Raw genomic sequence first — 26,273 nt, 5'->3', positions numbered from 1 at the left:
CGAACATGGGGGACGAAGTGCGGACGTTGGCGTGCGGTTCCTGGCCCTCGCCCATCGACGCGGCGCTCGCCGCCGCGCACGACGGGCATCCCGAGTACGTCGGCTTCGTCGGCGACGAGCCGTGGTGGACCGAGCCACGGCCCACCGAAGGAGGCCGGCGCACCCTGGTGCGGCGCGGCGCCGACGGCACCGAGGAGTCGGTGCTGCCCGCGCCGTGGAACGTGCGCAGCCGGGTCATCGAGTACGGCGGACAGCCCTGGGCCGGGGCGGTGGTCGACGGCGAACCGCTCGTCGTCTTCGTGCACTTCGCCGACCAGCGGCTGTACCGGTACCGCCCGGGCGGCGTGCCCCGCCCGCTGACGCCGGTGTCCCCGGTCGGCGGCGGGCTGAGGTGGGCCGACCCGCAGGTGCTGGTCGACCGCGGTGAAGTGTGGTGCGTGCTGGAGGAGTTCACCGGCGACGGACCCGTCGACGTGCGGCGGGTGCTCGCCGCCGTGCCGCTGGACGGTTCGGCGGCACAGGACCGGGACGGCGTACGCGAACTCACCGACGAGCGGCACCGCTTCCTCACCGGCCCCCGGATCTCGCCGGATGGGCGGCGCGCGGCCTGGCTCGCCTGGGACCACCCGCGCATGCCGTGGGACGGGTCGGAACTGGTCCTCGCCGGGATCGGCGGGGACGGCACCTTCCACGGGGCGCGGACCGTGGCCGGCGGGCCGGAGGAGTCGATCGCGCAGGTCGAGTGGTCGACAGACGGCCGTCTACTGTATGCAGCCGACCGTTCGGGCTGGTGGAACCTGTATGCAGAAGACCGAGTACCGAATGAAGTAGACGGCCTACCGAGCGTGGAACGCGGCGTACCGCTCTGCCCCCGCGAGGAAGAATTCGGCGGCCCCCTCTGGAAACTGGGCCACCGCTGGTTCGCCCCGCTGGAGAGCGGTCTGATCGCCGTCGTGCACGGTCGCGGCGCCACCACGCTCGGGATCCTCGACCCGGAGACCGGAGAGGTGGTCGACGCGGCGGGACCCTGGACCGAGTTCGCGCCCACCCTCGCGGTGCACGGCGACCGGGTCGTCGCCGTCGGGGCGAGCCCGCGCAGTGCGTACGAGGTGGTCGAACTGGACGCCCGGACCGGCCGCGCCCGGGTGATCGGCGCCGCCCACGACGACGTCGTGGACCCCGCGTACTACCCCGAGCCCCAGATCCGCACCTTCACCGGACCCGCCGGGCGGGACATCCACGCCCACATCTACCCGCCCCACAACCCCGGGTGTGCGGCGCCCGGCGGCGAGTTGCCGCCGTACGTCGTCTGGGCGCACGGCGGCCCCACCGGCCGGGCGCCGCTCGTGCTCGACCTGGGGATCGCCTATTTCACCTCGCGGGGCATCGGTGTCGCCGAGGTCAACTACGGGGGTTCGACCGGGTACGGCCGGGAGTACCGGGGCCGGCTGCGCGAGCAGTGGGGCGTGGTCGACGTGGAGGACTGCGCGGCCGTGGCGGTCGCCCTCGCCGACGAGGGCACCGCCGACCGCGACCGGCTCGCCGTGCGCGGCGGCAGCGCCGGCGGCTGGACCGCGGCGGCCTCGCTCGCCGGCACCGACGTCTACGCCTGCGGCACGATCATCTACCCCATCCTCGACCTGGCCGGCTGGGCGACGGGGGAGACCCACGACTTCGAGTCGCAGTACCTGGAGAGCCTGGTCGGGCCGTACGCCGAGGTGCCCGCCCGGTACGCGGAGCGCTCGCCCACCGAGCACGCCGACCGGGTCACCGTGCCCTTCCTGCTGCTCCAGGGGCTGGACGACGTGATCTGTCCGCCCGCGCAGTGCGAGCGCTTCCTGGCCCGCATGGAGGGACGGCGGGTGCCGCACGCCTACCTCGCGTTCGAGGGGGAGGGGCACGGGTTCCGGCGGGCGGAGACCATGATCCGGGCCCTGGAGTCGGAACTCTCCCTGTACGCCCAGGTCTTCGGGCTGAACCCGCCCGGCATCCCGACCCTGGAGCTCGCCAAGTGAAGCCACTCGTACGGCCGTCCAGACTCGCCCCGGGGGCCCGCGTGGCCGTGGTGGCGCCCAGTGGGCCGGTGGCGGAGGAGCGGCTGCAGGCCGGGCTCGACATCCTGCGCGGCTGGGATCTCGACCCGGTGGTCGCGCCCCATGTGCTGGACCTGCACGGTGAGTTGGGCTACCTGGCGGGTTCGGACGCCGATCGCGCCGCCGACCTGCAGCAGGCCTGGTGCGACCCGTCCGTGGACGCGGTGCTGTGCGCGCGGGGCGGATACGGGGCGCAGCGGATGGTCGACCTGCTCGACTGGGAGGCGATGCGGGCGGCCGGCCCGAAGGTGTTCGTGGGGTTCAGCGACATCACGGTGCTGCACCAGGCGTTCGCCACCCGGCTGGATCTGGTCACGTTGCACGGACCGGCGGCCGCCGGTGCCGACTTCGTCAAGAACGCCGGGGCACAGGAACACCTGAAGGCCACGCTGTTCGCTCCGGAGACCGTCCGCGTCATCGCCTCCGCGGGTGCCGCCCTGGTCCCGGGACGGGCCCGTGGCGTCACCCTCGGCGGCTGCCTGAGCATGCTCGCCTCCGACCTCGGCACCCCGCACGCCCGCACCTCGGCACGCGGCGGGCTGCTGTTCCTCGAGGACGTGGGCGAGCAGGCGTACCGCGTCGACCGGATGCTGACCCAACTCCTGCGCGGCGGATGGCTCGACGGTGTCACGGGGATCGCGCTCGGCTCCTGGGCCGGGTGCGGTCCGTACGGCGCACTGCGCGCCGTCCTCGCCGACCGGCTCGGCGGCCTCGGTGTCCCCGTGGTCGAGGAGTTCGGGTTCGGGCACTGCGAAGGGGCCCTGACCATACCCTTCGGCATCGCCGCCGAACTCGACGCCGACACAGGCACATTGACGCTCGACGAAGCGGCTCTGCGCTGATCCCGGCTCGCTGAATTCCCGTCAAGAAACACTCGTACCGGTGATTGACCTCGCCTGACACGTGTCACACCATGACTACCGACTGGTACTTACCGGTCGGTAAGTCGGGTTGTCCTCGGTGTGGTCGTCCGTCCTCAGTGTGGAGGTCTACGTGTCCCGTCGTGTGCCCCGTTCCCGAGTGCCCCGTTCCCGAGTCCCGCTCGCTCTCCTGCTCGGCGCCACGCTCACCGCACCTCTCGCGCTCCCCACTCCGGCCGCCGCCGCGACCGGCCAGTACACGGTCACCGCACTGAAGTTCACCGTCCAGACGGGCGGCCGCACCTGCACGGTCGACGCCGACCTGTACCGGCCGGCCGGTGCGGACCGCGCCCACCCCGCACCCGCCGTGCTCGCCACGAACGGCTTCGGCGGCAGCAAGGCGGACGGCCAGACCGACGCCATCGGCAAGGCCTTCGCCCAGCGCGGATACGTCTCGCTCGTCTACTCCGGGCTCGGCTTCGGCAGGTCCGGCTGTCTCATCTCGCTCGACGACCCGACGATCGACGGCCTGGCGGCCGCACAGCTCGTCGACTTCCTGGGCGGGAAGCGGGCCGCCGACGACGGCACGCAGGCCGACTTCGTGACCCTCGACGCGCCGGGCGACCCACGCATCGGCATGGTGGGCGGCTCCTACGGGGGAGCCATCCAGCTGGCGACGGCCGCCGTCGACCACCGGGTCGACGCCCTCGTCCCCATGATCACCTGGAACGACCTGTCCTACTCGCTCGCCCCGAACAACGTGGCGGGCCACAGGAGCGTGCCCGGCGCCTTCAAGTGGCAGTGGGCGAACGGCTTCTACCTGATCGGCGAGGGCCAGCCGCTGCTGGAGCCGAGCCTGGACCCGTCCCGCATCAACTCCCTCGCCTGCCTGCACTTCGTCACCAAGGCCTGCGAGACCGTCCGCACGCTCAACTCCGGGAGCTACCCGGCGGAGCGGACCGCCGAGCTGCTGGCCTACGCCCGCAGCGTGTCGCCGGTGTCGTACCTGAGCCGGGTGAAGGCACCCACCCTGCTGGTCCAGGGGCAGGCGGACAGCCTCTTCAACCTCAACGAGGCGACGGCGACGTACAAGAGCCTCAAGGCACAGGGCACGACCACCAAGATGATCTGGCAGTCGTGGGGACACAGCGGCGGGACCTCCGACCCGGCCGCCGGTGAACTCAACCTTTCCCAGGGCAACTTGGAGTCCAGTTACGTCGGCAGGCGGATCCTCGCCTGGTTCGACCGGTATCTGGGCCGGCGCACGGACGTCGACACGGGCCCGGCCTTCGCCTACTACCGGGACTGGATCACCGACCCGAACGGCACCTACGCGACGGCCGACCGGCTGCCCGCGCCGAGCCGCACGCTGTACCTGTCCGGCGACGGCAAACTCGTCGACAACCGCAGGAAGGTGACGCGAGGCAGTCGTACGTACACCAACTGGCCGGTCGCGACGAGCCATTCGGAGAACTCGCTCTACGGAGTCCTCGGGCTGCCGGACCCGGCGCCCTACGACACCAAGGGCACCCACCTCGGCTGGACCAGCGAGCCGCTGAAGCGCACCACCGACGTCGTGGGCGCGCCCAGGGCCACGCTCAAGGTGGTCTCCCCGAAGGCCGAGCGCACCCAGAACTCCGGCAACGCCGCCGACCGCCTGGTCCTGTTCGCCAAGCTCTACGACATCGCCCCCGACGGCACGAAGACGCTGGTGCACCGGCTGGTCGCGCCCGTCCGCGTGCCGGACGTGACCAAGAGCTTCACGGTGACGCTGCCGGGGATCGTGCACCGCTACGAGAAGGGACACCGACTGCGGTTCGTGGTCGCGGCGAGCGACGGCGCGTACTTCGGGAACCGGGGGATCAAGCCGGTGACCGTGGTCAGCGCTCCCCGGCACACGGGAGTGCTGGAGCTGCCGGTCGCCGGGGAGTGAGCGGTCGTAGGGTGACGGAATGCCGCACAGCGACTCCCCCTATCTCGCCGAAGGCCCCCACGTGGGCATACGTCACTTCACCTACGAGGACGGTGCCGAGTTCACCGCCCGGGTCCGGGAGAGCAAGGAGCTGCACCATCCGTGGCTCTTCCCGCCCGACAGTGCCGGCGCCTACACCGCGTACGCCGGGCGGCTGATCGAGGATCCGTCCAAGGCCGGGTTCCTGGTCTGCGAGAAGCGGGAGGAGGGTGCCGTCGCGGGGTTCGTCAACATCAACAACATCGTCGAGGGCGGCTTCCAGTGCGGGGCGCTCGGGTACGGGGCCTTCGCGCACGCCGCCGGGCGCGGACTGATGCGGGAGGGTCTCGACCTGGTCGTGGGGTACGCGTTCGGGGCGATGCGGCTGCACCGGCTGGAGATCAACGTGCAGCCCGGCAACGCCGCGTCGATCGCGCTGGCGCGCCGGTGCGGTTTCCGGCTGGAGGGCTTCTCGCCGAAGATGATCTTCATCGACGGGGCCTGGCGGGATCACGAGCGGTGGGCGATCACCACGGAGATGCGGGCTTCCGGTGGCTCCTCGCGTCGGCGAGGATGACCCGCATGCGGAACATCGTCGTGCTCGACGCCCCCTCCAACCTGGGTCTGCGTCCGCCCGCCCCCGGGACCGTGCCCGGCTGCTACAAGCTCGCGGGTGCGCTGCGCGAGCAGCGGATCGTGCAACGGCTGGGAGCTCTGGAGGGCGGCGTGGTCGTGCCGCCGCGCTACGACCTCGGTGACTGGCAGGAGGGCGACGGCGTCTTCAACGCCGCCGCCCTCGCCTCGTACACCCGCGCCCTCGCGGACCGCATCGAGCGGCACGTCCGCGCCGGGGACTTTCCCCTCGTCCTCGGCGGCGACTGCTCCATCCAGCTCGGCGCCAGTCTCGCGCTGCGCCGCATCGGGCGGTACGGGCTGGCCGCGGTGGACGCCTCGCCGGACTTCCGGCACCCCGGCAACTCCGAGCGGATCGGGGCGGCGGGCGGCGAGGAGGTCGCCCTGGCCACCGGGCGCGGGCAGGAGGACCTGACGAACCTGGAAGGGCTTCGGCCCTACCTGAAGGACGAGGACGTACGGCTCTTCGGCATCCGTGACTGCTTCGAGGACGCCCGGGCCGAACTCGCCGCCCTGAAGATCCCCGTCGTCACCGTCGGCGATATCCGGGAGTGGGGTGCGGACGCCCTGGCCCGCGCCACCGCCCAGTCCTTCGCGGTGCCTCAACTGGACGGCTTCTGGGTGCACCTGGACGCCGACGTGCTCGACCCGAGCGTGATGCCGGCCGTCGACAGCCCGGACCCGGACGGCCTCGTGCCCGACGAACTCGTCGCCCTGCTGCGGCCGTTGCTCGCCTCCGCGCAGTGCGTCGGCCTCAACGTCACGATCTACGACCCCGATCTGGACCCGGAGGGCACGGCGGGCGCGCTGCTCACCGACGTGGTCGTGTCCGCGTTCGCCGAGGCGGGCTGAGCTACACGCCGCCGCGGTCCGCGTACTCGTACACCGACCCGTCCGGGTGCAGCGCGATCAGGTTGCGGCCCGCCGGGGTGGGGACCGGGCCCGCGATGACGCGGGCGCCCAGTTCCGTCAGGACCCGGTGGGCCTCGTCGACGTCCTTCACGGCGATCGTCGCGGTGACCTTGCGCAGCACCTCCAGCTCGGCCTCGGGCCCGCTCATCAGCAGGAAACAGCCGACCGCGGCGACCTGAACGCCGCCGCGTTCGAAACGGAGGGCTCTGCCGCCCGCCAGCCGCTCGTAGAAGGGGACCGCTGTCTCCAGGTCGTCGACGCATACGCGCAGCGTGGCTCCCAGAATGTCCATGTGGACGAGCCTAGTTGGGGCGGCCGGGAGAGCGAGATCGTTTCACATGATCCGACCGTCCCGCCCGTCCCGACCGCCAGGTTCTCCACGCCTGCGAGCGGGGCGGGCAGCCCCCGGGCCGCAGCGTTACGCGCCGGTGACCGCGGGTACCCGGCGGGCATGGACCGCTTGGATCATCTGGAGCATCTGGACAGGCAGCTGGTCGACGAGCTGGCGCAGGTGGCGCGCGAGACCGTGCGCGACGAACTGCGCGAGCAGACTCGCAAGCAGCGCCGCAAGGCCATGTTGTACGGCGCCTCGGGCGCCGTCGCCCTGTACGCGGGCGCCGCTCTCGCGCTCGCCGTGGGACTGGCCCTCGCCATCGGTCTGCCGGACTGGGCCGCCGCACTGATCACCGCGGCGATCCTCGGTGCCCTGGCCTACGTGCTGCGCGGCGCCGCGCGGCCCTCCGCGTCCCGGCCGACGCACGACCGCGAGGCGGAACTGGCCGCGGAGCGGGACCGCGCCCACGGCGCCGCCGCGCCCGTCGGCCCGCCCGGCGGCCTCGGCAACGCGGCGTACCCGCCGATGCCGCCCGTCGCGCCCGGCGGCGTGGGCGGGGCCACCGGTGCGCCGGGGGCGGGGGCACCGCCGCCCGGCCTGGCCGGAGGGCCGGCGCCGCGCCCCGACGACGTCGACCCCGAGCAGCCGCACCACCGGGCGTGATGCGTGGTGCGCGACTTCCGCAGGGGGCCGCTGTCGCAGCACGGCAAGGTCGTCGTGGTGACCGGCGCCAGCGGCGGCGTGGGCCGGGCCACCGCCCGGGCCTTCGCCGCCCGGGGCGCCAGTGTCGCCCTGCTGGCCCGGGGCCGCGAGGGCCTCGCCGCGGCGGCCGACGAGGTGCAGCGCGCCGGCGGTGAGGCGCTCGTCGTCACCGTGGACATGGCCGACGCGAAGGCGGTCGACGACGCCGCGCAGCAGGTCGTCGACGCCTTCGGGCACATCGACGTCTGGGTCAACAACGCCTTCGCCGGAGTGTTCGCCCCGTTCACCGAGATCACCCCGGACGAGTTCCGGCGGGTGACCGAAGTGACGTACCTGGGCTATGTGTTCGGCACCCGGGCCGCGCTGCACCACATGCTGCCCCGCGACCGGGGCACGGTCGTGCAGGTCGGTTCCGCGCTCGCCTACCGCGGGGTTCCGCTGCAGTCGGCGTACTGCGGTGCCAAGCACGCCATCCAGGGCTTCAACGAGTCGCTGCGCTGCGAACTGCTGCACTCCGGCAGCGGTGTCCGGACCACGATGGTGCAGCTGCCCGCCGTCAACACCCCACAGTTCGAATGGGTGCTGAACCGGATGCCGGGGCGCGCCCGGCCGGTGGCACCGGTCTTCCAGCCGGAGGTCGCGGCACGGGCGATCGTGTACGCGGCCTCGCACGGGCGGCGGCGCGAGTACTGGGTCGGCGGGCCGACGGTGGCCACGCTGATCGCCAACGCGGTCGCACCCGGCGTGCTGGACCGCTATCTGGCGCGGACCGGGTTCGACTCGCAGCAGGACCAGCGGGACGCAGGGGAGTACGGCGGAGGTCCCGGCAATCTGTGGGTGCCGGCGGACGGACCGCACGGGCGGGACTTCGGGGCGCACGGGCGCTTCGACGACGAGGCCGCGTCCGGCAGCCCGCAGGACTGGGTGTCCCGGAACCGGGGGCGGATGGGGGCGGGGCTGGCGGTGGCCGGCGGGCTGGGAGCCGTGGCCGCGGGGCTGCGCCGTGGCGCCGGGCGCCGCTGACGGCTCTGGCGCTGACGGTTCTCGCGCCGGGCCGTACGTCCAGCCCATGCCGGTCGCGTCGCCCGCCGTCGCCTCGGCGATCACCACGGTCGTGGTGTCCCAGGCCGGCGTGCCGTCGGCCTCGGGGGCGTCGGTCGGCACGGTGTACACGGACACGACGGGCCGGTGGAGTTCCGTCGCGGGTCAGGACCTTCAGGCGCTCTGCTGAAGCTGCGGCAGCACCTTCGTGCGGTAGAAGTCGAAGAAGCCGCGGGTGTCGGGGCCGATCTGGTTGACGTAGACCATGTCGAAGCCCGCGTCGGCGAACTGCTTCAGCTCCGCCACGTGCTCGTCCACGTCGTCGCCGCACACCCGGTTCTGCCGGACCATGTCCTCGGTGACCAGCTGCTGCGCCTGCTCGAAGTGCTTGGGCGAGGGCAGCACCTGGCCGAGTTCGCCGGGCAGTTGCTCGTTCGCCCACAGCCGGTGCACGGTCCGTACGGCCTCGTCCTTGTCGAGGTCGTAGCAGACCTTGGTGCCGCCGCTGACGGGCTTGGCGCCGCCTCCGCCCTTGCGGTACTGCTCCACCATCGCGGCGTCCGGCTGGATGGTGATGTAGCCGTCGGCGACCCGGGAGGCCAGCGCGGTCGCGGCGGGGCCGAAGCCGGAGATGTCGATCGGGACGGGCTCGTCGGGGACGGTGTACAGGCGGGCGTTCTCCACCGTGTAGTGCGGGCCGTGGTGGTTGACCTCCTCGCCGGTGAACAGCCGGCGCATGACCTGCATGGCCTCCTCCAGCATCTCCAGCCGTACGTGGGCGGGCGGCCAGGCGTCGCCCAGGATGTGCTCGTTGAGGGCCTCGCCGGTGCCGACGCCCAGCCGGAAGCGGCCGTCCGTCATCACCGCGCTGGTCGCCGCGGCCTGGGCCACCACCGCCGGATGGATCCGCACGGTCGGGCAGGTCACCGCCGTCTCGATGGGCAGGGACACGGCCTCGGACAGGGCGCCGATCACCGACCACACGAAGGGGCTCTGGCCCTGGGCGTCGTTCCACGGGTGGTAGTGGTCGGAGATCCACAGCGACTGGAACCCGGCCTGTTCGGCCATCCGCGCCTGCTCGATGAGCTCCGCGGGACCGTACTGCTCGCACGAGAGGAAGTAGCCGTACTCGGGCATGGGGGGTGCGCCTCCACGAGGTGGGCGGACGGTTCGCCGTCCCGGGTACCCGGCGGTCGTGGCGGAAACCGGGCGCACGTGGCGGCCGCGGCGGAGACCGGGGGACGTTTGGGTGCCCTGACCAGGGGGACGCGGAAGGCTCCCGAGGTACGCGACAGCCCCGGAGGCGAACCGTGAGTCGACCCCGCATAGTGATCGTCGGTGCCGGCTTCGCCGGATACCGGACGGCCCGAGAACTGTCCCGGATGTCCCGCGGCAAGGCCGACATCACCCTGCTCAACCCGACCGACTACTTCCTGTATCTGCCCCTGCTGCCCCAGGTCGCGGCCGGGATCCTGGAGCCACGCCGGGTCACCGTCTCCCTGTCGGGCACCCTGCCGCGGGTGCGCTTGGTGCTCGGCGAGGCCGACGGCATCGACCTCGACGGGCAGACCGTGCACTACACCGACCCGGAGGGCGGCGAGGGCACCCTGCCGTACGACCGGCTCGTCCTGGCCGTCGGCAGCGTCAACAAGCTGCTCCCGATCCCCGGCGTCGCCGAGCACGCGCACGGCTTCCGCGGACTGCCCGAGGCGCTGTACCTGCGCGACCACGTCACCCGGCAGGTGGAGCTCGCCGCCGCGGCCGACGACCCGAAGAGCTGCGCCGCGCGCTGCACCTTCGTGGTGGTCGGCGCCGGGTACACCGGCACCGAGGTCGCCGCGCACGGGCAGCTGTACACCGACGCGCAAGTGCGCAAGCACCCGCTGCGGGAGGGCATGCGGCCCCGCTGGCTGCTCCTGGACGTCGCGCCGCGCGTCCTGCCCGAACTGGACGAGCACCTGTCCCGCACCGCCGACCGCACGCTGCGGGAGCGGGGCGTGGAGGTGCGGATGGGGACCTCCGTGAAGGAGGCGACCCCGAACGGGGTACTGCTGACGGACGGGGAGTTCGTCGAGACGCGGACGCTCGTGTGGTGCGTGGGCGTGCGGCCCGATCCGCTCGTCGAGGGCACCGGGCAGCCGCTGGAGCGTGGCCGTCTGATCGTCGACCCCTACCTCCAACTCCCTGGACACCCCGAGGTGTTCGCGTGCGGCGACGCCGCCGCCGTACCGGATCTCAACAACCCCGGGACGTACACGCCGATGACCGCGCAGCACGCCTGGCGGCACGGCAAGGCGGTGGCCCGCAATGTCGCCGCCTCGCTCGGGGTCGGGGACAAGCGTCCCTACCGGCACAAGGACCTGGGGTTCGTGGTGGACCTGGGCGGTGCGAAGGCCGCCGCCAACCCGCTCGGCATCCCCCTGTCCGGGCCGGCCGCCGGAGCGGTCACCCGCGGCTACCACCTCGCGGCGATGCCCGGCAACCGGGTCCGGGTCGCCGCCGACTGGCTGCTGGATTCCGTACTGCCGCGCCAAGCCGTCCAGTTGGGGCTCGTACGGTCCTGGTCCGTGCCGCTCGACACGGCGTCGCCGGAGCTGCCACGGGTGCCGGGCGGACCGGAGCGGCGGCAGAAGGCCGGTGCCCGGTCCGGGCCGGGAGCGGCGACGGCCAGGGACACGCAGTCGGGGGAGAGGGCGTCCGAACCACCCGCCAAGAACCAGCCCGGCGGCGAGCCGGCGAAGCAGCAACCCGGTGGTGAGCCGGCGAAGAACCAGCCCGGCGGCGAACCCGCCGGGCCAGGGCCCGCCGACGAGCCCCACAAGGCCCCCGGCCCCGTCCGGCGCACCGACGAAACCCCCGCCGAAGGAGACTCATGAACACCCGTGAACTCGTCGAACTGGCCCAGCAGTTGCGCGTCGACAGCGTGCGCGCCTCGGCCGCCGCGGGCTCCGGGCACCCGACCTCGTCGATGTCCGCCGCGGATCTGATGGCCGTTCTCCTCGCCCACCACCTCCGCTACGACTTCGACCGCCCCGCCCACCCGGGCAACGACCGTTTCGTCCTGTCCAAGGGGCACGCCTCGCCCCTGCTGTACTCCGCCTACAAGGCGGCCGGCGCCGTCGACGACGAGGAACTGCTGACGTTCCGCAAGCTCGGCAGCCGGCTCGAAGGGCATCCGACGCCGCGGCAGCTGCCGTGGGTCGAGACGGCCACCGGCTCGCTCGGACAGGGCCTGCCCGTCGGCGTGGGGATCGCGTTGTCCGGCAAGCGCCTCGACCGCACCGGCTACCGCGTGTGGGTGCTGTGCGGCGACAGCGAGCTGGCCGAGGGCTCGGTGTGGGAGGCGGCCGAGCACGCGGGGCACGAGCACCTCGACAACCTCACCGCGATCGTCGACGTCAACCGGCTCGGCCAGCGCGGCCCCACCCGGCACGGACACGACCTCGACGCGTACGCGCGCCGCTTCCAGGCCTTCGGCTGGCACACCGTCGAGGTGGACGGCCACGACGTCGACGCCGTCGACCGGGCGTACGGCGAGGCCATCTCCACCAAGGGGCAGCCGACCGCGATCCTCGCCCGCACCCTCAAGGGCAAGGGCGTCGCCGACGTCGAGGACCGGGAAGGTCTGCACGGCAAGCCGCTGAAGAACGCCGACGACGCGATCGCCGAGCTCGGCGGCGTCCGGGACATCCGCGTCGAGGTGCACGAGCCGCCGGCCGCCCGCATGCTGCACGCCGTACGCACCGGGCACCTGGAACTGCCGCGTTTCGAGAAGGGCGAGGAGGTCGCCACCCGCAACGCCTTCGGGCAGGCCCTCGCGGCCCTCGGCACCGGCCGCGGCGACGTCGTCGCCCTCGACGGCGAGGTCGGCGACTCCACCCGCGCGGAGTTCTTCGCCAAGGAACACCCCGACCGCTACTTCGAGTGCTACATCGCCGAGCAGCAGATGGTCGCCGCGGCCGTCGGACTCGCGGCCCGCGGCTGGGTTCCGTACGCCTCCACCTTCGCCGCCTTCCTGACCCGCGCGTACGACTTCGTCCGCATGGCGTCGATCAGCGGCTCCGGCATCAACCTCGTCGGCTCGCACGCCGGCGTCGCCATCGGGCAGGACGGGCCCAGCCAGATGGGCCTGGAGGACCTGGCGATGATGCGGGCGGTGCATGGCTCGACCGTGCTGTACCCCTGCGACGCCAACCAGACCGCGCATCTCGTCGCCGAGATGGCGGGCCTGGAGGGCGTCCGCTATCTGCGCACCTCGCGCGGCGAGAGCCCGGTGATCTACGGGCCCGACGAGGAGTTCCCGATCGGCGGCAGCAAGGTGCTGCGCGCCTCCGACCAGGACCGGATGACGATCGTCGCGGCGGGGGTCACCGTGCCGGAGGCGCTGGCCGCCGCCGACGCGCTGGAGGGCGAGGGCATCCGGGTGCGGGTGATCGACCTGTACTCGGTCAAGCCCGTCGACCGGCCCACCCTGCGGCAGGCCGCCGAGGAGACCGGCTGCCTGGTGACCGTGGAGGACCACCACGAGGAGGGCGGCCTCGGCGACGCCGTGCTCGACGCCTTCGCCGACGGGCGGCCCGTACCGCGCCTGGTGCGCCTCGCCGTCCGTACGATGCCCGGCTCGGGCTCCCCCGACGAGCAGCTGCACGCCGCCGGCATCGACGCCGAGTCGATCGCGGCGGCCGGGAAGCTGCTGGTGGAGGAGGCGGTCGTGCGGTGAGCGGCGACCGATCACGCACCGTCCGGGCGGGCCGGCGCACCGTGGAGGTGCACCGCCCGGACAAGGTGCTCTTTCCCGGGGGCGGCGGCGCGAAGGAGTACACCAAGGGCGATCTGGTCGACTACTACCGGTCCGTCGCCCCCTTCATGCTGCCGCACCTGCGCGGCCGCCCGCTGATGCTGGAGCGGCACCCCGACGGCATCGACGGCCCCCGGTTCATGCAGAAGAACACCCCCGAGAACTACCCGGAGTGGATCACCCGGGTCGAGCTCGCCAAGGAGGGCGGCACCGTCTGCCACACCGTGTGTGACGACACCGCCACCCTGCTCTACCTCGCCGACCAGGCCGCCCTCACCCTGCACCGCTGGCTGTCCCGCGTCGGACGGGTCGACCGGCCCGACCGGATGGTCTTCGACCTCGACCCGTCCGGGGGCACCGTGGACTTCGCGGCGGTGCGCGAGGCGGCCGTACTGCTGGGGGAGCTGCTCGACGAGCTGAAACTGCCCTCAACGCTGATGACCACCGGCTCGCGCGGACTGCACGTGGTCGTCCCGGTCGACGGACACCACGACTTCGACGAGGTGCGCACCTTCGCCCGGGACGTCGCCGACACCCTCGTCGCCGGCCACCCCGACCGGCTGACCACCGCCGCCCGCAAGAAGGAGCGCGGCGAGCGGCTCTACCTCGACGTGCAGCGCAACGCCTACGCGCAGACCGCGGTCGTGCCCTACACCGTCCGCGCCAAGCCGGGCGCCCCCGTGGCGACGCCGCTGGCCTGGAGCCAGCTCGACGACCCGGGCCTCGACGCCCGCCGGTGGACCGTCGCCGACGCCGTCGACCAGGCCCGCACCGACCCGTGGGCCGGTTTGATGAGCAGAGGGAGGTCGCTCGGCCCGGCCCGGCGGCGCCTCAAAGCCTTGCGTGGCTGATGCACGTACCGCCTCTGAGCAGGCGTGACGCGAGTGCTCCCGGTCGCACGCCCGTGCGAAGGTTTGGTCAACGGGCGAGCGGCCACCCGGAGTGAGAGGTGGCCATGTCGAACACAAAGAACTCATCAGAATCACAGACTTCACAGAATTCCCGTAAAAGCGAAGAAAAGGACACGGAGCGTAACGTGGCGGAGGACCGGCCGAGCCCCATGGAGGTGCTGCGGCACGCGTGCGCCCAGCTCGGAGAGCTGACCGGCATGGCCGTCGAGAGCGCCTCGGCCTTCGAGCAGACGGAGGACGGCTGGTCCCTGGAGGTCGAGGTCCTGGAGCTCGAGAGGATCCCCGACACGATGAGCCTCCTGGCGAGCTATCAGGTCGATGTCGACTCCCGGGGACAGCTCACCGGCTACCGGCGCGTTCGCCGTTACGAACGCGGGCGGGCCGACCCGCACAGGCCGGGCGGCCGCTAGGGCGCCTGCCCGCAACCATTACCCGTTCACCAGTCCACAGATAAGGAGGCGCGGTCGGCATGACCGTTGTCCCGGCACAGCAGAGCGGCGGCGGAGGCGGCAGCAGCGGTCTCTACGACGTACTGGAACTCGTCCTCGACAGGGGCCTGGTCATCGACGCGTTCGTGCGGGTCTCCCTGGTCGGCATCGAGATCCTGAAGATCGACATACGTGTCGTCGTGGCCAGCGTCGACACCTACCTGCGCTTCGCCGAGGCGTGCAACCGCCTCGACCTGGAGGCAGGGCCGCGCAAGGCCCCCGGCCTGCCCGACCTGGTCGGCGAGATCACCGAGTCCGGCGCCCGCGGCAAGTCCAAGGGCGCGCTGTCCGGCGCCGCCGAGACCATCTCCGGAGCCTTCAAGCAGGCCCGTGAGGAGGGCCAGGGCCAGACCGAGTCCAGGCCGCGTGCCCGCAAGTCGACGGCATCGCGCAGGAAGGAGGAAGAGGAGTGAGCACGTACGTCTACGGCATTACCGCCGCATCCCATCCTTCGCTGCCCGACGGCATGGGAGGCGTCGGCGACCCGCCGCGTCCCGTGCGCATCCTCAAGGAGGGCGAGCTGGCGGCGATCGTCAGCGAAGCTCCCGAAGGCCTGCGCCCCAAGCGCAGGGACCTGCTCGCCCACCAGAACGTCCTGAGCGAGTCCGGAGCGGCCGGCTGCATCCTGCCCATGCGGTTCGGCAGCGTCGCCCCCGACGACGGCACCGTCACCGGGGTGCTCGCCGAGCGCGCCGACCACTACCAGGAGCGCCTGCGCGCACTGGATGGCAAGGTCGAGTACAACGTCAAGGCCACCCACAACGAGGAGGCCGTGCTGCACCGCGTGATGTCCGAGAACCCGGAGATCCGCGCCCTGACCGAGGCCAACCGGAAGTCGGGCGGCGGCAGTTACGACGAGCGGCTCCACCTCGGCGAGATGGTGGTGGCCGCGGTCCAGGCTCGCGAGGCCGAGGACGCGACCGACGTTCAGCACACCCTGGAACCGGCCGCCGAGGCGGTCAGCGTGGGCCCCGAGTCCAGTGGCTGGCTCGCGAACATCTCGTTCCTGGTGGGCCGTGACGACGCGGCGTCCTTCCTGGCCGCGGTGGAACAGGTCCGTGACGGCCATCCGCACCTCGAACTGCGCGTCAACGGCCCGTTGCCGCCGTACAGCTTCGTGGAACCCGGCCCCGCCAAGCCCGAGGGCGCCACGCTGGGCGCGGAAGCGGAGGAGTGAGGCGACCGTGGGACTCATCTCAGAGGTGCTGCTGCTGCCGTTCGCACCCGTGCGCGGCAGCGCCTGGGCGATCAGACAGGCGCTCAGCGAAGCGGAGCGCCTCTACTACGACCCGGCCGCGGTCCGGGCGGAACTCGCCCAGCTCGAAGAGCGTCTGGAAGCGGGCGAGATCGACGAGGAGGAGTTCGACCGCCTGGAGGACGAACTCCTCGACCGGCTGGAGATCGGCCTGCGCGGTGGCGCGGGGACTGGCGAGGGGACGGCACTGTGAACCGAGTGGGACTGGGCCTCGCGGTAGGGGCCGGATACGTCCTCGGGCGTACGAAGAAGATGAAGCTGGCGTTCGCGGTCGGCACCCTGGTGGCCGGCAAGCGGATGCACCTGAGCCCGCGGGCCCTCGCGGACCTGGCCTCCCAGCAGCTGCGGAACAACCCGCAGTTCAAGGAGATCGGGGATCAGCTGCGCGAGGACCTGCGCGGTGTCGGCAAGGCGGCCTCCGGTGCCATGGTGGAACGGCAGATCGACGCGGTCGCCGACCGCCTGCACGGCCGTACCGCCCAGGTCCGCGACCAGCTCGCGGGCGTGGTGCCGGACGCGTCGGGCCTCGGGCTCTCGGACGAGCGCGACGAGGACGAGGAGCCGGAGGAGGAGTACGAGGAGCCGGAGGCAGACGAGGCAGACGAGGCGCAAGAGGCAGATGAGTCGGACGAGGCGGAAGAGGCCGAAGAGACCGCTGATGCCGACGAGGACGCCGAGCCGCGCCGCAAGCCGGCGGCGAAGAAGTCGGCCAGGAAGGCGACGGCGAAGAAGTCACCGGCGAGGGAGACGGCCAGGAAGCAGGCGTCCGACAGGGCGCCCGCCAAGAAGGCCACAGCGAAGAAGACGGCCGGGAAGAAGACCGCGGCCAAGAAGACCACCTCGGCCAGGAGCGCCGCCCGCGGCGCCCGGGCCCGCCTGCCGAAGGGAGGCGCTGAGCGATGACCGAAACCCTCGGAGCCGCGCGGGGCGTCACCGACAAGGCGAAGGACCAGGCGACGAACAACCCGCTCACCGACGTCGCCAAGAGCGAGGCCGCAGACCGGCTCAAGGCTGAGGTGCAGGAGTACCTCGCCGCCCAGACCCAGCGCCTGCTGATGGACTTCGGGCGCAAGCTCGGCGAGACCACGGTCAAGCTGAACGACATCGCCGAGGGCAGGAGTCCGGGCTTCGCCAAACTCGCCCTCGACGGCGGCCGCAAGCTCGCCGAAGGCAAGGGCCCGGTGCGGTCCGCGCTGGAGCTCGGCGCCTCACGCGCCAAGGACAGCGTGGTCGGCGCCTTCAAGAACCTCGGCGGCAAGGGCAAGGGCAAAGGCAAGAAGGGCGGCGGCCAGAAGCCGACCGTCATCATCGAGTTCATCGACGTCGGCGTCCCGCTGCGCACCGCCTACGACCAGTGGACCCAGTACCAGGACTTCAGCACCTTCGCGAAGGGCGTCAAGAGCGCGAGCCGCGCCGACGACACCCATTCCGACTGGCAGCTGAAGGTCTTCTGGTCCAACCGCAGCTGGAAGGCCCACACCACCGAGCAGCTGGCCGACGACCGGATCTCCTGGAGCTCGGAGGGCGCCAAGGGCACCACGAAGGGCGTCGTCTCCTTCCACCGGCTCGCCGACAACCTCACCCGCGTCCTGCTGGTCGTCGAGTACTACCCCTCGGGCCTGTTCGAGAAGACCGGCAACATCTGGCGCGCCCAGGGGCGCCGGGCCCGGCTCGACCTGAAGAACTTCGCCCGCCACATCACCCTCAAGGGCGAGGCGGAGGACGGCTGGCGCGGCGAGATCCGCGACGGCGAGGTCGTCAAGAGCCACGATGACGCCGTGGCCGAGGAGGAGGAAGAAGAGTCGGCCGAGGAGCAGGGCGAGGAAGCGTACGAGGACGAGGAAGAAGGCCCGTACGCCGAGGAGGAGTCCGAAGAGCCCGAAGAGTCCGAAGAGGACGACGAGGAGACCGGCGAGTACGACGAGGAGGAGCCGGAGGAGGAAGAGGTGCCCGAGGTCGAGGCCGCTGAAGAGGCTGAAGAGGAAGAGGAAGAGGGCGAGTACGAGTACGCCGACGGCGGGAGGAGCCGACGATGACCACGCCCAGTCGGCTGCCCGAACCCTACGGCCACAGCAGCGGCGCCAACCTTGCCGACATCCTGGAACGCGTCCTCGACAAGGGCATCGTCATCGCGGGGGACATCCGCATCAACCTGCTCGACATCGAGCTCCTCACGATCAAGCTGCGCCTCATCGTCGCCTCCGTCGACAAGGCCAAGGAGATGGGCATCGACTGGTGGGAGGACGACCCCGCGTTGTCCTCCGGCGCCCGCCGCAAGGAACTCGCCCGGGAGAACGCCGAGTTGCGCGAGCGGCTCGCCGAACTGGAGCCCGAGCGCACTCGGTCCCACCACACGCGGGAGGAAGAGGCGTCATGAGCGGACTGCGCTACGTCTACGCCATCTGCCGTCCGCTCGGCGCGCCCCTGCAGTCGCAACTGACGGGCGTGGCCGGGGACCCGCCCAGACTGCTCAACCACCACGGCCTGATCGCGGTCGTCAGCCATGTGCCGGAGCGGGACTTCGCCGAGAAGCCGCTCCGCGAACATCTGGAGGACCTGGACTGGCTCACCGCCACCGCCCGCGCCCACCAGGGCGTGATCGACGCCCTCACCGTCGTCACCACCCCGCTGCCGCTGCGGCTCGGCACCGTCTTCCGTGACGACAGCGGCCTGCGGACGATGATGGAGGAACGAGAGGACTACTTCCGGCGCACCCTCGACCGGCTGCAGGGCCGGGTCGAATGGGGCGTCAAGGTGTACACCGAGCCGGAACCGGAAGCGGAACCGGCGGCGGCCTCGGGCGACGGCCGGCCCGGTCAGAAGGCGGCCTCGGGACGGGACTATCTGCGTCAGCGACGCCAGAGCGTGCGGGCACACGAGGACAAGTGGCAGCAGGCGGAACAGTTCGCGAACCGGCTGCACGAAAGGCTTTCCGCCTATGCCGAGGATTCCCGGCTGCACGCCCCGCAGAACCCCGCCCTTTCCGGTGTATCGGGGCGGAACGTGCTCAACGCGGCCTATCTCGTGTCGCGTGTCCATTCCGAGGAATTCGTGGAACTTGTGGACCGCACGAAGGGCGAGGTACCGGGAATGCGCGTGGAACTCACCGGCCCCTGGGCCGCCTATTCCTTCGCGGAGGAGTTCACGGGGGAGGGGGACCGGTGACGGTGATCGAGCGCCGTGAGGTCGCGCTGGTGGACCTCCTCGACCGGCTGCTCGCCGGCGGGGTCGTCATCACCGGCGACATCACCCTGCGCATCGCGGACGTCGACCTCGTCCGCATCGACCTGAACGCGCTGATCAGCTCGGTGAACGAACAAGTGCCGTCCCCCTGGGAGTCGTCGTGACCGAGCGACCCGACCGGACCGACCGGACCGAGCGACCCGACGTGACCGAGCGACACCACCGGAGGGCCGAGCGGCACAACCGGATGGACCTCGACCCCGACACCGTCGAGCGGGACCTGGTGAAACTCGTCCTGACCGTGGTGGAACTGCTGCGCCAGCTCATGGAACGCCAGGCGCTGCGCCGCTTCGACGAAGGCGACCTCAGCGAGGAGCAGGAGGAGCGCATCGGGCTCACCCTGATGCTGCTCGACGACCGCATGACCGAACTGCGCGAGCGGTACGGACTGCGGCCCGAGGACCTGAATCTGGACCTCGGGCCGCTCGGACCGTTGCTTCCCCGGGAATGAAGCCCCGGGCCCCGGGAATGAACCCCGGGGTCAATTCACCACCTGTACCAACGGCCCCTGCCTCCGCCCGCGGTCGTACTCCGCATCAGGAAGCCCAGAAGCCATAGCACCAGAACAGCCAGCGCAATCCACCAGAGCAGTTCTACCGCGAATCCGGCACCGAAAAGGATCAGCACCAGAAGCAGTACCAGCAGGATGGGAACCATAGTGTGAACCTCCTGCATTCCGGGTTTCCCGGAAACGGCGATTCAGGCTTCCTTTCGGCACAGAATTTCTCCGTGCAGCACACAGAACCAGCCGTCCTCCCGTTGCCCCCACTCCCGCCAGGCCGCCGACACCGCCCGCAGCCGCTCGCCGGTCGCGTGCCCGCCCTCCGTGGCCCGCTCGGCGTACGCCGAGGCCAGGGTGCGGTCCGCCCACAGGCCGCTCCACCACGCGCGCTCCTCGGCGGTGGTGAAGGTCCAGGTGGCGGTGGTCGCCGTGATGTCCGCCAGGCCCGCCCTCAGCGCCCAGGACTTCAGCCGCCGCCCGGCGTCCGGCTCGCCGCCGTTGGCCCGGGCCACCCGCCGGTACAGGTCCAGCCAGTCGTCCATGCCCGGCGACTCGGGATACCAGGTCATCGCCGCGTAGTCCGAGTCCCGTACGGCGATGAGCCCGCCCGGCGCGGTGACCCGCCGCATCTCCCGCAGTGCCTGCACCGGATCGCCGACGTGTTGCAGCACCTGGTGGGCGTGGACCACGCAGAACGTGTCGTCCGGGAAGTCCAGGGCGTGCACGTCCGCGACCGCGAAGTCGACGTTGCCCAGGCCGCGTTCGGCGGCGGTGGCCCGGGCCTGGTCCAGGATGCCCGGCGCGTGGTCGACGCCGGTGACGTGCCCGCCCGGGACCAGGGCGGCCAGGTCGGCGGTGATCGTGCCGGGCCCGCAGCCGATGTCCAGGATCTTCATGTGGGGCTCGAGCGAACCGACCAGGTAAGCCGCCGAGTTGGCGGCCGTGCGCCAGGTGTGGGAGCGCAGCACGGACTCGTGGTGGCCGTGCGTGTAGACGGCGGTCTCCTGCGACTTCGACATGGGTGCGGCTCCCTGTTCGGCGTCTCCTCGGGTACACGTCACCGTACGCGCGCATGTCGAATGATGAGACCCGCGTTCTGCCATCTGGACTGACGTGTCATCAGCTCCCGGACAGCGGCCGGTACACCGTGAGCGCCAGGGGCAGTTTCTCCAGCGTCACCTCGCCCGCCACCTCGGTGACTTCACCGTCGTAGGCGAGGAGCGTGCCGGGGGCCACCCCGGACAGGTGCAGCCGGCCCACCTGGACCGCCGCGTGGGCGGGGGAGCGGGTCAGCGGCCCGGCGACGGCGGCCGCGAGCAGCCGCAGCGCGGGCCGCCGCCCGCCGTGCACGACCCGTACGTCGAGCCGCCCGTCCGCCAGATCACGGCGGCGGCCGGGGGTCAGGCCCATCCGGTGGTAGGTGCCGTTGCCGGCGAACAGCAGCCACAGCGGCCGCGCCTCGCCGCGGAAGCCGGCCTCCAGCGGGTGCTGGTCGGTGCGGCTCACGCGCAGCGCCGCGAGCACTCCGGCCGGCCAGCCGCCGATCCGGGACGACCAGCGCTCCCGCTCGCGCACCAGCTCCGGATACACGCCCAGGCTGCACGTGTTGAGGAAGATGCCCTGCCTGTCCCCGCAGGTGAAGCGGCCCACGTCCACCCGCACGCCCTCGCCGTCCCGGACGGCCCGGCTCAGATCGCGGACGCCTTCGACGCCGAGGTCGTGGGCGAAGTGGTTCAGCGTGCCGCCGGGCAGCACCGCGAGAGGCAGGCCGTGGCGCAGGGCCATCCCGACGGCGGCGTTGGCCGTGCCGTCGCCCCCGCACACGCCGAGGACCCGGGCACGGGTCGCCGCCTTCTCCAACTCGGCCGGGACATCGGCCGGTTCGCACTCGACGACCTCGGCCGCGGGCAGGGCGTCCTGCAGGGCGCGGGCCCGGTCGGCGGTGCCCGAGGCGGTGTTGACGACGACCACCAGGCCCTCGCCGTCCGGCAGCGCGGGAACGTCCGCGCGGGGCCGGGCCGGCGGCAGCGACTGGGCGCGGGTCGGCACCAGGGCCCGTACGGCGAAGGCGGCGCCCACGCCCAGCGTCGCGCCCGCCAGTACGTCGCTCGGGAAGTGCACGCCGGTGTAGACGCGGGACATGGCCACCGAGAAGGCGACCGGCGCCACCACCGCGCCCCAGGAGGGCGACTCCAGGGCGACCCCGGCCGCGAACGCGGCCGCCGACGCCGAATGACCGGACGGGAACGACGTGGTGATCGGCTGCCGCTTCAGCTGCCGTACCAGCGGAACCGGGTCCAGGACGGGCCGCGGGCGACGCACCGAGCGCTTGCCGAAGGTGTTGATGGCCAAGGAGGCCAGGCTCAGCGAGGCGAGGCCCCGCGCCGCCGCCCGGCGGGCTCGGGGTGTGCGGCTCGCGGCCATCGCGGCCGCTGTCGCGAACCACAGCACCCCGTGGTTCGCGCTCCGGCTCAGTCGTGGCAGGACCGGTTCGGCGGCGGGCCAGTGCTGCCCGGCGGCGAACTCGAACAGTCGGCAGTCCAGGTCCAGCAGCCGGTCGCGCAGCACATGGGGGCCGGGCTTGGGGACGGTGAGGTCGACGTCTGGGCTCATGCCCTCCCGGATACCCTGAAGCGGCCGTTTCTTGTCCGGCGGGCCGTCCTGGAGGACCCCTCATGCGTCTGCTGCTCATCCGTCACGGCCAGACCCCCACCAACGTGCGGTTCCTGCTGGACACCGCCGTCCCGGGCCCCGGCCTCACCGAGCTCGGCGAGCGCCAGGCCGCCGCCCTGCCCGAAGCCCTCGCGGACGAGGACATCGAGGCCCTGTACGCCTCCACCCTCGTCCGTACCCAGCTCACCGCCGCCCCCCTGGCCGCCGCCCGCGGCCTCGACGTGCGCGTCCGGGACGGCATCCGCGAGCTGTCCGCGGGGGACCTGGAGATGCTGCCGGGGGACTCGGAGCACGGCCGGCGGTACATGGAGACGGTGTTCGCCTGGTCGGCCGGCGACACGGCACTGCGCATGCCGGGCGGGGAGAACGGAGCCGAGGCGCTCGCGCGGTACGACGCGGTGGTCGCCGAGGCCGCCGCGAGCGGAGCCTCGACCGTGGCCATGGTCAGCCACGGTGCCGCCATCCGGATGTGGACGGCGGCCCGCGCGGACAACGTCGACGTGGCCTTCGCCGCCGCCCGCCCCCTGGACAACACCGGTGCCGTGATCCTCGACGGCTCGCCGTCCGACGGCTGGAAGGCCCTGTCGTGGGCGGGCGCGACGGTCGTCCCCGCGGGCGAGGGCGGCCCCACGGGACGGCCCGTCGACGCGGACTGACCGCATAACGGTTTGCCCGGGCTCGCCGGCGGCCCGCACAATGCGGCCTCATGGGACATCTGGAAGCCGCACACCTCGAGTACTACCTCCCCGACGGGAGGGCGCTGCTCGGCGACGTCTCCTTCCGGGTGGGCGAAGGGGCCGTCGTGGCCCTGGTCGGCCCCAACGGCGCCGGCAAGACCACCCTGCTCCGGCTGATCTCCGGCGAGCTCAAACCGCACGGCGGGACCGTCACCGTGAGCGGCGGCCTCGGGGTGATGCGCCAGTTCGTGGGGTCCGTACGGGACGAGACGACCGTACGGGACCTGCTCGTGTCGGTCGCCTCGCCCCGCATCCGCGAGGTCGCGCGGGCCGTCGACAAGGCCGAACACGCGATCATGACCGTCGACGACGAGGCCGCCCAGCTCCAGTACGCGCAGGCCCTCTCGGACTGGGCCGAGGCGCGCGGCTACGAGTCCGAGACCCTGTGGGACATGTGCACCATGGCCGCACTCGGCGTGCCCTACGAGAAGGCACAGTTCCGGGAGGTACGCACCCTCTCCGGCGGCGAGCAGAAGCGGCTGGTCCTGGAAGCGCTGCTGCGCGGCAGCGACGAGGTGCTGCTCCTGGACGAGCCCGACAACTACCTCGACGTGCCCGGCAAGCGCTGGCTGGAGGAGCGGCTGAAGGAGACCCGCAAGACGGTCCTGTTCGTCTCCCACGACCGGGAACTCCTCGCCCGCTCCGCCGAGAAGATCGTCTCCGTGGAACCCTCGCCCGCGGGCGCCGACGCCTGGGTGCACGGCGGCGGCTTCGCCACCTACCACGAGGCCCGCCGCGAACGCTTCGCCCGCTTCGAGGAGTTGCGCAGGCGCTGGGACGAGAAGCACGCCCAGCTGAGGAAACTGGTCCTGAATCTCCGTCAGGCGGCCTCCATCAGCCACGAGTTGGCCTCCCGCTACCAGGCCGCCCAGACCCGCCTGCGCAAGTTCGAGGAGGCCGGACCGCCGCCCGAGCCGCCGCGCGAGCAGGACATCAGGATGCGGCTGAAGGGCGGCCGCACCGGCGTACGGGCCGTCACCTGCAAGGGACTCGAACTCACCGGCCTGATGAAGCCCTTCGACCTGGAGGTCTTCTACGGCGAACGCGTCGCCGTCCTCGGCTCCAACGGCTCCGGCAAGTCGCACTTCCTGCGCCTGCTGGCCGGCGACACCGTGGCGCACACGGGGGAGTGGAAGCTCGGGGCCCGCGTGGTGCCCGGACACTTCGCCCAGACCCACGCCCACCCCGAACTGGAGGGCCGCAGGCTCCTGGACATCCTGTGGATGGAACACGCCCAGGACCGCGGCGCCGCCATGTCCCGGCTGCGCCGCTACGAGCTCACCGGCCAGGCCGAGCAGAGCTTCGAACGGCTCTCCGGCGGCCAGCAGGCCCGCTTCCAGATCCTCCTGCTGGAACTCCAGGGCGTCACCGCCCTGCTCCTCGACGAGCCGACCGACAACCTCGACCTGGAATCCGCCGAAGCCCTCCAGGAAGGCCTGGAAGCCTTCGACGGCACGGTCCTCGCGGTCACCCACGACCGCTGGTTCGCCCGCTCCTTCGACCGCTACCTGGTCTTCGGCAGCGACGGCCGGGTACGGGAGACGACGGAGCCGGTGTGGGACGAGCGCCGCGTGGAGCGGGCCCGGTAACCAGAGGTCACCGGGCCCGGCAGGCGCCGCGCGCCGCTGAGGGGGATCACTTCCAGCGCAGCAGCGCCCCCAGGCCGCCCACCGGGACCTCCCGCTCGGCCTCCTCGGACTGGCCGGGACCGGCCGCGACGGCCTGTCCGGTCGCCGGTGTCACCGAGATCGCCGGGGCGCCCGTCGCGACCGCCGACCGGATCAGCGCGTCGTCCGCCCGGGCCGGCCAGGAGTGCTGCTCGCCGAGGATCTTCAGATCCGTGCGGCGCACCGCCAGCTGGTCGGGATCCTCGCCGATCCACACCTCGCGGTGCGCGTCGGGGCCGTCCGGACGGATCAGCAGCTCGTCGATACGGTGCTCGCGCGCCGCCTCGACCAGCGCCGGCACGCCCTCGACCGCCCCGGCACGCCCGTCGTCGCCCGGATCGCGGGCCGCGAGGAACCGTTCCAGCTCACGCTCCGCCCGCTGGCGTACATGCGCGGCGCGTGCCTGCTCCACGTCCTCCTGGAGCAGCCTGCTGCCGGTGCCGTGCGGCGCCTCCACGACCCGGTCGTGCAGCCGCTTGGGCAGCCGGTCGTGCACGGTCCGCCGCTCCCGGTCGTCACCGACCAGGATCAGCAGGTCGGCCTGGGTCTCCTCCTGGCAGACCGCGAGCGCGTCCGCGATCTCGGCCGCGTTGTGTTCCCAGGTGTTCTCCACCCGCAGCTGGAAGTGCCGCTCCGACCAGTCGGTCGACCGCGTACGGTGGATTGGATACTGTCGACCGACGACCGAACCGGCATCCTGCGGTCCGAACGCGCTGCGCAGCTCGAAATCGGCGCCCCTGCGGTCGACGTACCCGACGATGCACACGGTGTCCTCACCGGCCAGCTCCAGCAGCGGCGCGGTGTGCGGCAGCGGCGCCCAGTACGCGCTGTTGCCGTCCGGAGCCCTGGTCAGCGGCGGATCGAGTACGACCTCGCCGGCCCGTGCGAACACGGCCCGCCCGTGCGGTTCGGAGGAGTGCTGGAGCTCCTCCAGCGCCTCCCGCACGGCTCGGCACGTCTCCTCGTCGGCGCCCTGCCCGGACAGCTCCCGGGACACCGCCATCGCGGCCAGATGCCGTTCGTGGGGCGTGTCCTCCGTGTGCCGGGAGGTGTCGACGTACACGGAGGCCCAAGGCCCCGGATGTTCGTAGAGTGGATGCAGAAACGCGAGATCCATGGCTCCCTCCCGGGTGCCGCTTGGGGGTAGTGCTCACCGGGCGGGTACCCGGAGGGCATGAACGAACACGACGAGCGGGACATGACCATGACCGGAGTCGACGCCGCCCGGCTGGACGACCAGCAGCTCATGAAGGAGCTGGAGACCATCCACCGCACGCGCCACGACACACTGCTGTACGCCTCGAACGACGCGCTGCGGGCCCACAACGACCGCATGGCGCAGCTCGAGGGTGAGTTCCTGCGCCGCAATCCGAACCGCCCGGTCGCCGCGGGCCGCACCCGTGAAGGAGCCCGGGAACGCGGCAGCGGGGAGTCGGCGACTCCCCGCTCCTGAGGGTCTCCCGGTCTTCCCGG

General features: G+C 72.2%; 29 protein-coding genes and 1 pseudogene. 23 read left to right on the top strand and 7 right to left on the bottom strand.

The genetic code is table 11. The features are described 5' to 3' along the window. The first annotated feature begins 5 nt into the window (after nt 1-5). The 5 genes from OG252_RS11475 to OG252_RS11455 all read left to right on the top strand — a co-directional run bounded on the left by OG252_RS11475 (nt 6) and on the right by OG252_RS11455 (nt 6,389). Nucleotides 6-2,015: a dipeptidyl-peptidase 5 gene (locus OG252_RS11475; RefSeq protein ID WP_329335695.1), complete on the top strand. Its 2,010-nt coding sequence runs from the start codon at nt 6-8 to the stop codon at nt 2,013-2,015. Beyond that, nucleotides 2,012-2,935 (top strand): S66 peptidase family protein, encoded by a 924-nt coding sequence (locus OG252_RS11470; RefSeq protein WP_329335694.1) that lies wholly within the window; start codon nt 2,012-2,014, stop codon nt 2,933-2,935. Before OG252_RS11475 ends, OG252_RS11470 begins: the two co-directional genes overlap by 4 nt. Nucleotides 2,936-3,113: 178 nt before the next feature. After that, nucleotides 3,114-4,886, top strand: coding sequence for a CocE/NonD family hydrolase (locus tag OG252_RS11465; RefSeq protein ID WP_329335693.1), 1,773 nt, complete (start codon nt 3,114-3,116; stop codon nt 4,884-4,886). A 19-nt stretch (nt 4,887-4,905) separates the two neighbouring features. Then, entirely contained in the window at nt 4,906-5,481 is a 576-nt protein-coding gene (locus tag OG252_RS11460; RefSeq protein WP_266449998.1) for a GNAT family N-acetyltransferase, read from the top strand. Nucleotides 5,482-5,486: 5 nt separating this feature from the next. Further along, on the top strand, nt 5,487-6,389 hold the full coding sequence (locus OG252_RS11455) for an arginase family protein (protein ID WP_329335691.1): 903 nt from the start codon (nt 5,487-5,489) through the stop codon (nt 6,387-6,389). 1 nt (nt 6,390) lies between these two features. Here the strand turns inward: OG252_RS11455 and OG252_RS11450 are convergent, their stop codons facing one another. Further along, nucleotides 6,391-6,741, bottom strand: coding sequence for a VOC family protein (locus OG252_RS11450; RefSeq protein WP_266450000.1), 351 nt, complete (start codon nt 6,739-6,741; stop codon nt 6,391-6,393). Nucleotides 6,742-6,900: 159 nt separating this feature from the next. Here OG252_RS11450 and OG252_RS11445 point away from each other — a divergent pair, with 159 nt between their 5' ends. Further along, nucleotides 6,901-7,446, top strand: a complete 546-nt coding sequence (locus OG252_RS11445; RefSeq protein ID WP_329335689.1) for a phage holin family protein — start codon at nt 6,901-6,903, stop codon at nt 7,444-7,446. A gap of 6 nt (nt 7,447-7,452) precedes the next feature. Continuing rightward, nucleotides 7,453-8,508: an SDR family oxidoreductase gene (locus OG252_RS11440; RefSeq protein WP_329345122.1), complete on the top strand. Its 1,056-nt coding sequence runs from the start codon at nt 7,453-7,455 to the stop codon at nt 8,506-8,508. A gap of 24 nt (nt 8,509-8,532) precedes the next feature. On the opposite strand, the pseudogene OG252_RS11435 reads toward OG252_RS11440, so the two are convergent. Then, nucleotides 8,533-8,664, bottom strand: a pseudogene (locus tag OG252_RS11435) (enolase C-terminal domain-like protein); the annotation flags it as partial. A gap of 36 nt (nt 8,665-8,700) precedes the next feature. Continuing rightward, complete coding sequence (locus tag OG252_RS11430; RefSeq protein WP_266450003.1) at nt 8,701-9,663, bottom strand: LLM class F420-dependent oxidoreductase; 963 nt, start codon at nt 9,661-9,663, stop codon at nt 8,701-8,703. 173 nt (nt 9,664-9,836) lie between these two features. Between OG252_RS11430 and OG252_RS11425 the strand changes: the two genes are divergently transcribed. The 13 genes from OG252_RS11425 to OG252_RS11365 all read left to right on the top strand — a co-directional run bounded on the left by OG252_RS11425 (nt 9,837) and on the right by OG252_RS11365 (nt 19,672). Further along, nucleotides 9,837-11,402, top strand: coding sequence for an NAD(P)/FAD-dependent oxidoreductase (locus OG252_RS11425; RefSeq protein ID WP_329335686.1), 1,566 nt, complete (start codon nt 9,837-9,839; stop codon nt 11,400-11,402). Beyond that, the gene (locus OG252_RS11420; RefSeq protein ID WP_329335684.1) at nt 11,399-13,246 is read left to right on the top strand and encodes a transketolase; all 1,848 of its coding nucleotides are present in this window, start codon (nt 11,399-11,401) and stop codon (nt 13,244-13,246) included. Before OG252_RS11425 ends, OG252_RS11420 begins: the two co-directional genes overlap by 4 nt. Then, nucleotides 13,243-14,175 carry a non-homologous end-joining DNA ligase gene (ligD, locus tag OG252_RS11415; protein WP_329335682.1) on the top strand — a complete coding sequence of 311 codons (933 nt, stop codon included), beginning with the start codon at nt 13,243-13,245 and terminating at the stop codon, nt 14,173-14,175. Before OG252_RS11420 ends, ligD begins: the two co-directional genes overlap by 4 nt. Before the next feature lie 104 nt (nt 14,176-14,279). Further along, entirely contained in the window at nt 14,280-14,645 is a 366-nt protein-coding gene (locus OG252_RS11410) for a gas vesicle protein GvpO (RefSeq protein WP_266450008.1), read from the top strand. Nucleotides 14,646-14,704: 59 nt separating this feature from the next. Next, a complete protein-coding gene (locus OG252_RS11405) occupies nt 14,705-15,136 on the top strand; it encodes a gas vesicle structural protein GvpA (RefSeq protein WP_053747226.1) in 432 nt (143 codons plus the stop codon). Then, a complete protein-coding gene (locus tag OG252_RS11400; RefSeq protein ID WP_266450012.1) occupies nt 15,133-15,900 on the top strand; it encodes a GvpL/GvpF family gas vesicle protein in 768 nt (255 codons plus the stop codon). Before OG252_RS11405 ends, OG252_RS11400 begins: the two co-directional genes overlap by 4 nt. Nucleotides 15,901-15,907: 7 nt before the next feature. Further along, nucleotides 15,908-16,171 carry a gas vesicle protein GvpG gene (locus OG252_RS11395; RefSeq protein WP_266450013.1) on the top strand — a complete coding sequence of 88 codons (264 nt, stop codon included), beginning with the start codon at nt 15,908-15,910 and terminating at the stop codon, nt 16,169-16,171. Beyond that, on the top strand, nt 16,168-16,881 hold the full coding sequence (locus OG252_RS11390; protein WP_329335678.1) for a DNA primase: 714 nt from the start codon (nt 16,168-16,170) through the stop codon (nt 16,879-16,881). Before OG252_RS11395 ends, OG252_RS11390 begins: the two co-directional genes overlap by 4 nt. Beyond that, nucleotides 16,878-18,014 carry an SRPBCC family protein gene (locus OG252_RS11385; protein ID WP_266450016.1) on the top strand — a complete coding sequence of 379 codons (1,137 nt, stop codon included), beginning with the start codon at nt 16,878-16,880 and terminating at the stop codon, nt 18,012-18,014. Before OG252_RS11390 ends, OG252_RS11385 begins: the two co-directional genes overlap by 4 nt. Further along, nucleotides 18,011-18,355, top strand: a complete 345-nt coding sequence (locus OG252_RS11380) for a gas vesicle protein (RefSeq protein ID WP_266450018.1) — start codon at nt 18,011-18,013, stop codon at nt 18,353-18,355. Before OG252_RS11385 ends, OG252_RS11380 begins: the two co-directional genes overlap by 4 nt. Next, nucleotides 18,352-19,143 (top strand): GvpL/GvpF family gas vesicle protein, encoded by a 792-nt coding sequence (locus tag OG252_RS11375; RefSeq protein ID WP_266450019.1) that lies wholly within the window; start codon nt 18,352-18,354, stop codon nt 19,141-19,143. The genes OG252_RS11380 and OG252_RS11375 overlap by 4 nt, the downstream gene beginning before the upstream one ends. Beyond that, nucleotides 19,140-19,325 (top strand): gas vesicle protein, encoded by a 186-nt coding sequence (locus tag OG252_RS11370; protein ID WP_266450021.1) that lies wholly within the window; start codon nt 19,140-19,142, stop codon nt 19,323-19,325. Before OG252_RS11375 ends, OG252_RS11370 begins: the two co-directional genes overlap by 4 nt. Before the next feature lie 83 nt (nt 19,326-19,408). Then, entirely contained in the window at nt 19,409-19,672 is a 264-nt protein-coding gene (locus tag OG252_RS11365; protein ID WP_266453027.1) for a gas vesicle protein K, read from the top strand. A 35-nt stretch (nt 19,673-19,707) separates the two neighbouring features. On the opposite strand, the gene OG252_RS11360 is transcribed toward OG252_RS11365, so the two are convergent. The 3 genes from OG252_RS11360 to OG252_RS11350 all read right to left on the bottom strand — a co-directional run bounded on the left by OG252_RS11360 (nt 19,708) and on the right by OG252_RS11350 (nt 22,336). After that, nucleotides 19,708-19,878 carry a hydrophobic protein gene (locus OG252_RS11360; RefSeq protein ID WP_266450022.1) on the bottom strand — a complete coding sequence of 57 codons (171 nt, stop codon included), beginning with the start codon at nt 19,876-19,878 and terminating at the stop codon, nt 19,708-19,710. A 42-nt stretch (nt 19,879-19,920) separates the two neighbouring features. Further along, the gene (locus tag OG252_RS11355) at nt 19,921-20,742 is read right to left on the bottom strand and encodes a class I SAM-dependent methyltransferase (protein WP_329335674.1); all 822 of its coding nucleotides are present in this window, start codon (nt 20,740-20,742) and stop codon (nt 19,921-19,923) included. A gap of 100 nt (nt 20,743-20,842) precedes the next feature. Continuing rightward, entirely contained in the window at nt 20,843-22,336 is a 1,494-nt protein-coding gene (locus tag OG252_RS11350) for a bifunctional phosphatase PAP2/diacylglycerol kinase family protein (protein ID WP_329335672.1), read from the bottom strand. A gap of 62 nt (nt 22,337-22,398) precedes the next feature. Between OG252_RS11350 and OG252_RS11345 the strand changes: the two genes are divergently transcribed. Together OG252_RS11345 and OG252_RS11340 are read left to right on the top strand one after the other, a co-directional pair. Next, nucleotides 22,399-23,052, top strand: coding sequence for a histidine phosphatase family protein (locus OG252_RS11345; RefSeq protein WP_329335670.1), 654 nt, complete (start codon nt 22,399-22,401; stop codon nt 23,050-23,052). 50 nt (nt 23,053-23,102) lie between these two features. Beyond that, nucleotides 23,103-24,722 carry an ABC-F family ATP-binding cassette domain-containing protein gene (locus OG252_RS11340; RefSeq protein WP_329335668.1) on the top strand — a complete coding sequence of 540 codons (1,620 nt, stop codon included), beginning with the start codon at nt 23,103-23,105 and terminating at the stop codon, nt 24,720-24,722. A 46-nt stretch (nt 24,723-24,768) separates the two neighbouring features. Here the strand turns inward: OG252_RS11340 and OG252_RS11335 are convergent, their stop codons facing one another. Next, entirely contained in the window at nt 24,769-25,917 is a 1,149-nt protein-coding gene (locus OG252_RS11335) for a baeRF2 domain-containing protein (RefSeq protein WP_329335666.1), read from the bottom strand. Between the two features lie 57 nt (nt 25,918-25,974). Between OG252_RS11335 and OG252_RS11330 the strand changes: the two genes are divergently transcribed. After that, nucleotides 25,975-26,253 (top strand): DUF6158 family protein, encoded by a 279-nt coding sequence (locus OG252_RS11330; RefSeq protein WP_053747239.1) that lies wholly within the window; start codon nt 25,975-25,977, stop codon nt 26,251-26,253. The last annotated feature ends 20 nt before the right edge of the window (nt 26,254-26,273 follow it).

Origin of the sequence: Streptomyces sp. NBC_01352 (assembly GCF_036237295.1) — a bacterium.
Classification (GTDB): domain Bacteria; phylum Actinomycetota; class Actinomycetes; order Streptomycetales; family Streptomycetaceae; genus Streptomyces; species Streptomyces plumbiresistens.
The sequence above is the reverse complement of the archived record's forward strand: the minus strand, read 5'-3'. Positions and strand labels throughout refer to the sequence as shown.

Bases quoted from the DNA above. Each gene is read 5' to 3' on its own strand.
- OG252_RS11405 (WP_053747226.1), top strand. From the start codon at position 14,705: ATGACCGTTGTCCCGGCACAGCAGAGCGGCGGCGGAGGCGGCAGCAGC.
- OG252_RS11330 (WP_053747239.1), top strand. From the start codon at position 25,975: ATGAACGAACACGACGAGCGGGACATGACCATGACCGGAGTCGACGCC.
- OG252_RS11355 (WP_329335674.1), bottom strand. From the start codon at position 20,742: ATGTCGAAGTCGCAGGAGACCGCCGTCTACACGCACGGCCACCACGAG.
- OG252_RS11375 (WP_266450019.1), top strand. From the start codon at position 18,352: ATGAGCGGACTGCGCTACGTCTACGCCATCTGCCGTCCGCTCGGCGCG.
- OG252_RS11360 (WP_266450022.1), bottom strand. From the start codon at position 19,878: ATGGTTCCCATCCTGCTGGTACTGCTTCTGGTGCTGATCCTTTTCGGT.
- OG252_RS11420 (WP_329335684.1), top strand. From the start codon at position 11,399: ATGAACACCCGTGAACTCGTCGAACTGGCCCAGCAGTTGCGCGTCGAC.
- OG252_RS11460 (WP_266449998.1), top strand. From the start codon at position 4,906: ATGCCGCACAGCGACTCCCCCTATCTCGCCGAAGGCCCCCACGTGGGC.
- OG252_RS11350 (WP_329335672.1), bottom strand. From the start codon at position 22,336: ATGAGCCCAGACGTCGACCTCACCGTCCCCAAGCCCGGCCCCCATGTG.
- OG252_RS11410 (WP_266450008.1), top strand. From the start codon at position 14,280: ATGTCGAACACAAAGAACTCATCAGAATCACAGACTTCACAGAATTCC.
- OG252_RS11345 (WP_329335670.1), top strand. From the start codon at position 22,399: ATGCGTCTGCTGCTCATCCGTCACGGCCAGACCCCCACCAACGTGCGG.
- OG252_RS11385 (WP_266450016.1), top strand. From the start codon at position 16,878: ATGACCGAAACCCTCGGAGCCGCGCGGGGCGTCACCGACAAGGCGAAG.
- OG252_RS11445 (WP_329335689.1), top strand. From the start codon at position 6,901: ATGGACCGCTTGGATCATCTGGAGCATCTGGACAGGCAGCTGGTCGAC.
- OG252_RS11475 (WP_329335695.1), top strand. From the start codon at position 6: ATGGGGGACGAAGTGCGGACGTTGGCGTGCGGTTCCTGGCCCTCGCCC.
- OG252_RS11430 (WP_266450003.1), bottom strand. From the start codon at position 9,663: ATGCCCGAGTACGGCTACTTCCTCTCGTGCGAGCAGTACGGTCCCGCG.
- OG252_RS11340 (WP_329335668.1), top strand. From the start codon at position 23,103: ATGGGACATCTGGAAGCCGCACACCTCGAGTACTACCTCCCCGACGGG.
- OG252_RS11365 (WP_266453027.1), top strand. From the start codon at position 19,409: ATGGACCTCGACCCCGACACCGTCGAGCGGGACCTGGTGAAACTCGTC.
- OG252_RS11450 (WP_266450000.1), bottom strand. From the start codon at position 6,741: ATGGACATTCTGGGAGCCACGCTGCGCGTATGCGTCGACGACCTGGAG.
- OG252_RS11455 (WP_329335691.1), top strand. From the start codon at position 5,487: ATGCGGAACATCGTCGTGCTCGACGCCCCCTCCAACCTGGGTCTGCGT.
- OG252_RS11335 (WP_329335666.1), bottom strand. From the start codon at position 25,917: ATGGATCTCGCGTTTCTGCATCCACTCTACGAACATCCGGGGCCTTGG.
- OG252_RS11380 (WP_266450018.1), top strand. From the start codon at position 18,011: ATGACCACGCCCAGTCGGCTGCCCGAACCCTACGGCCACAGCAGCGGC.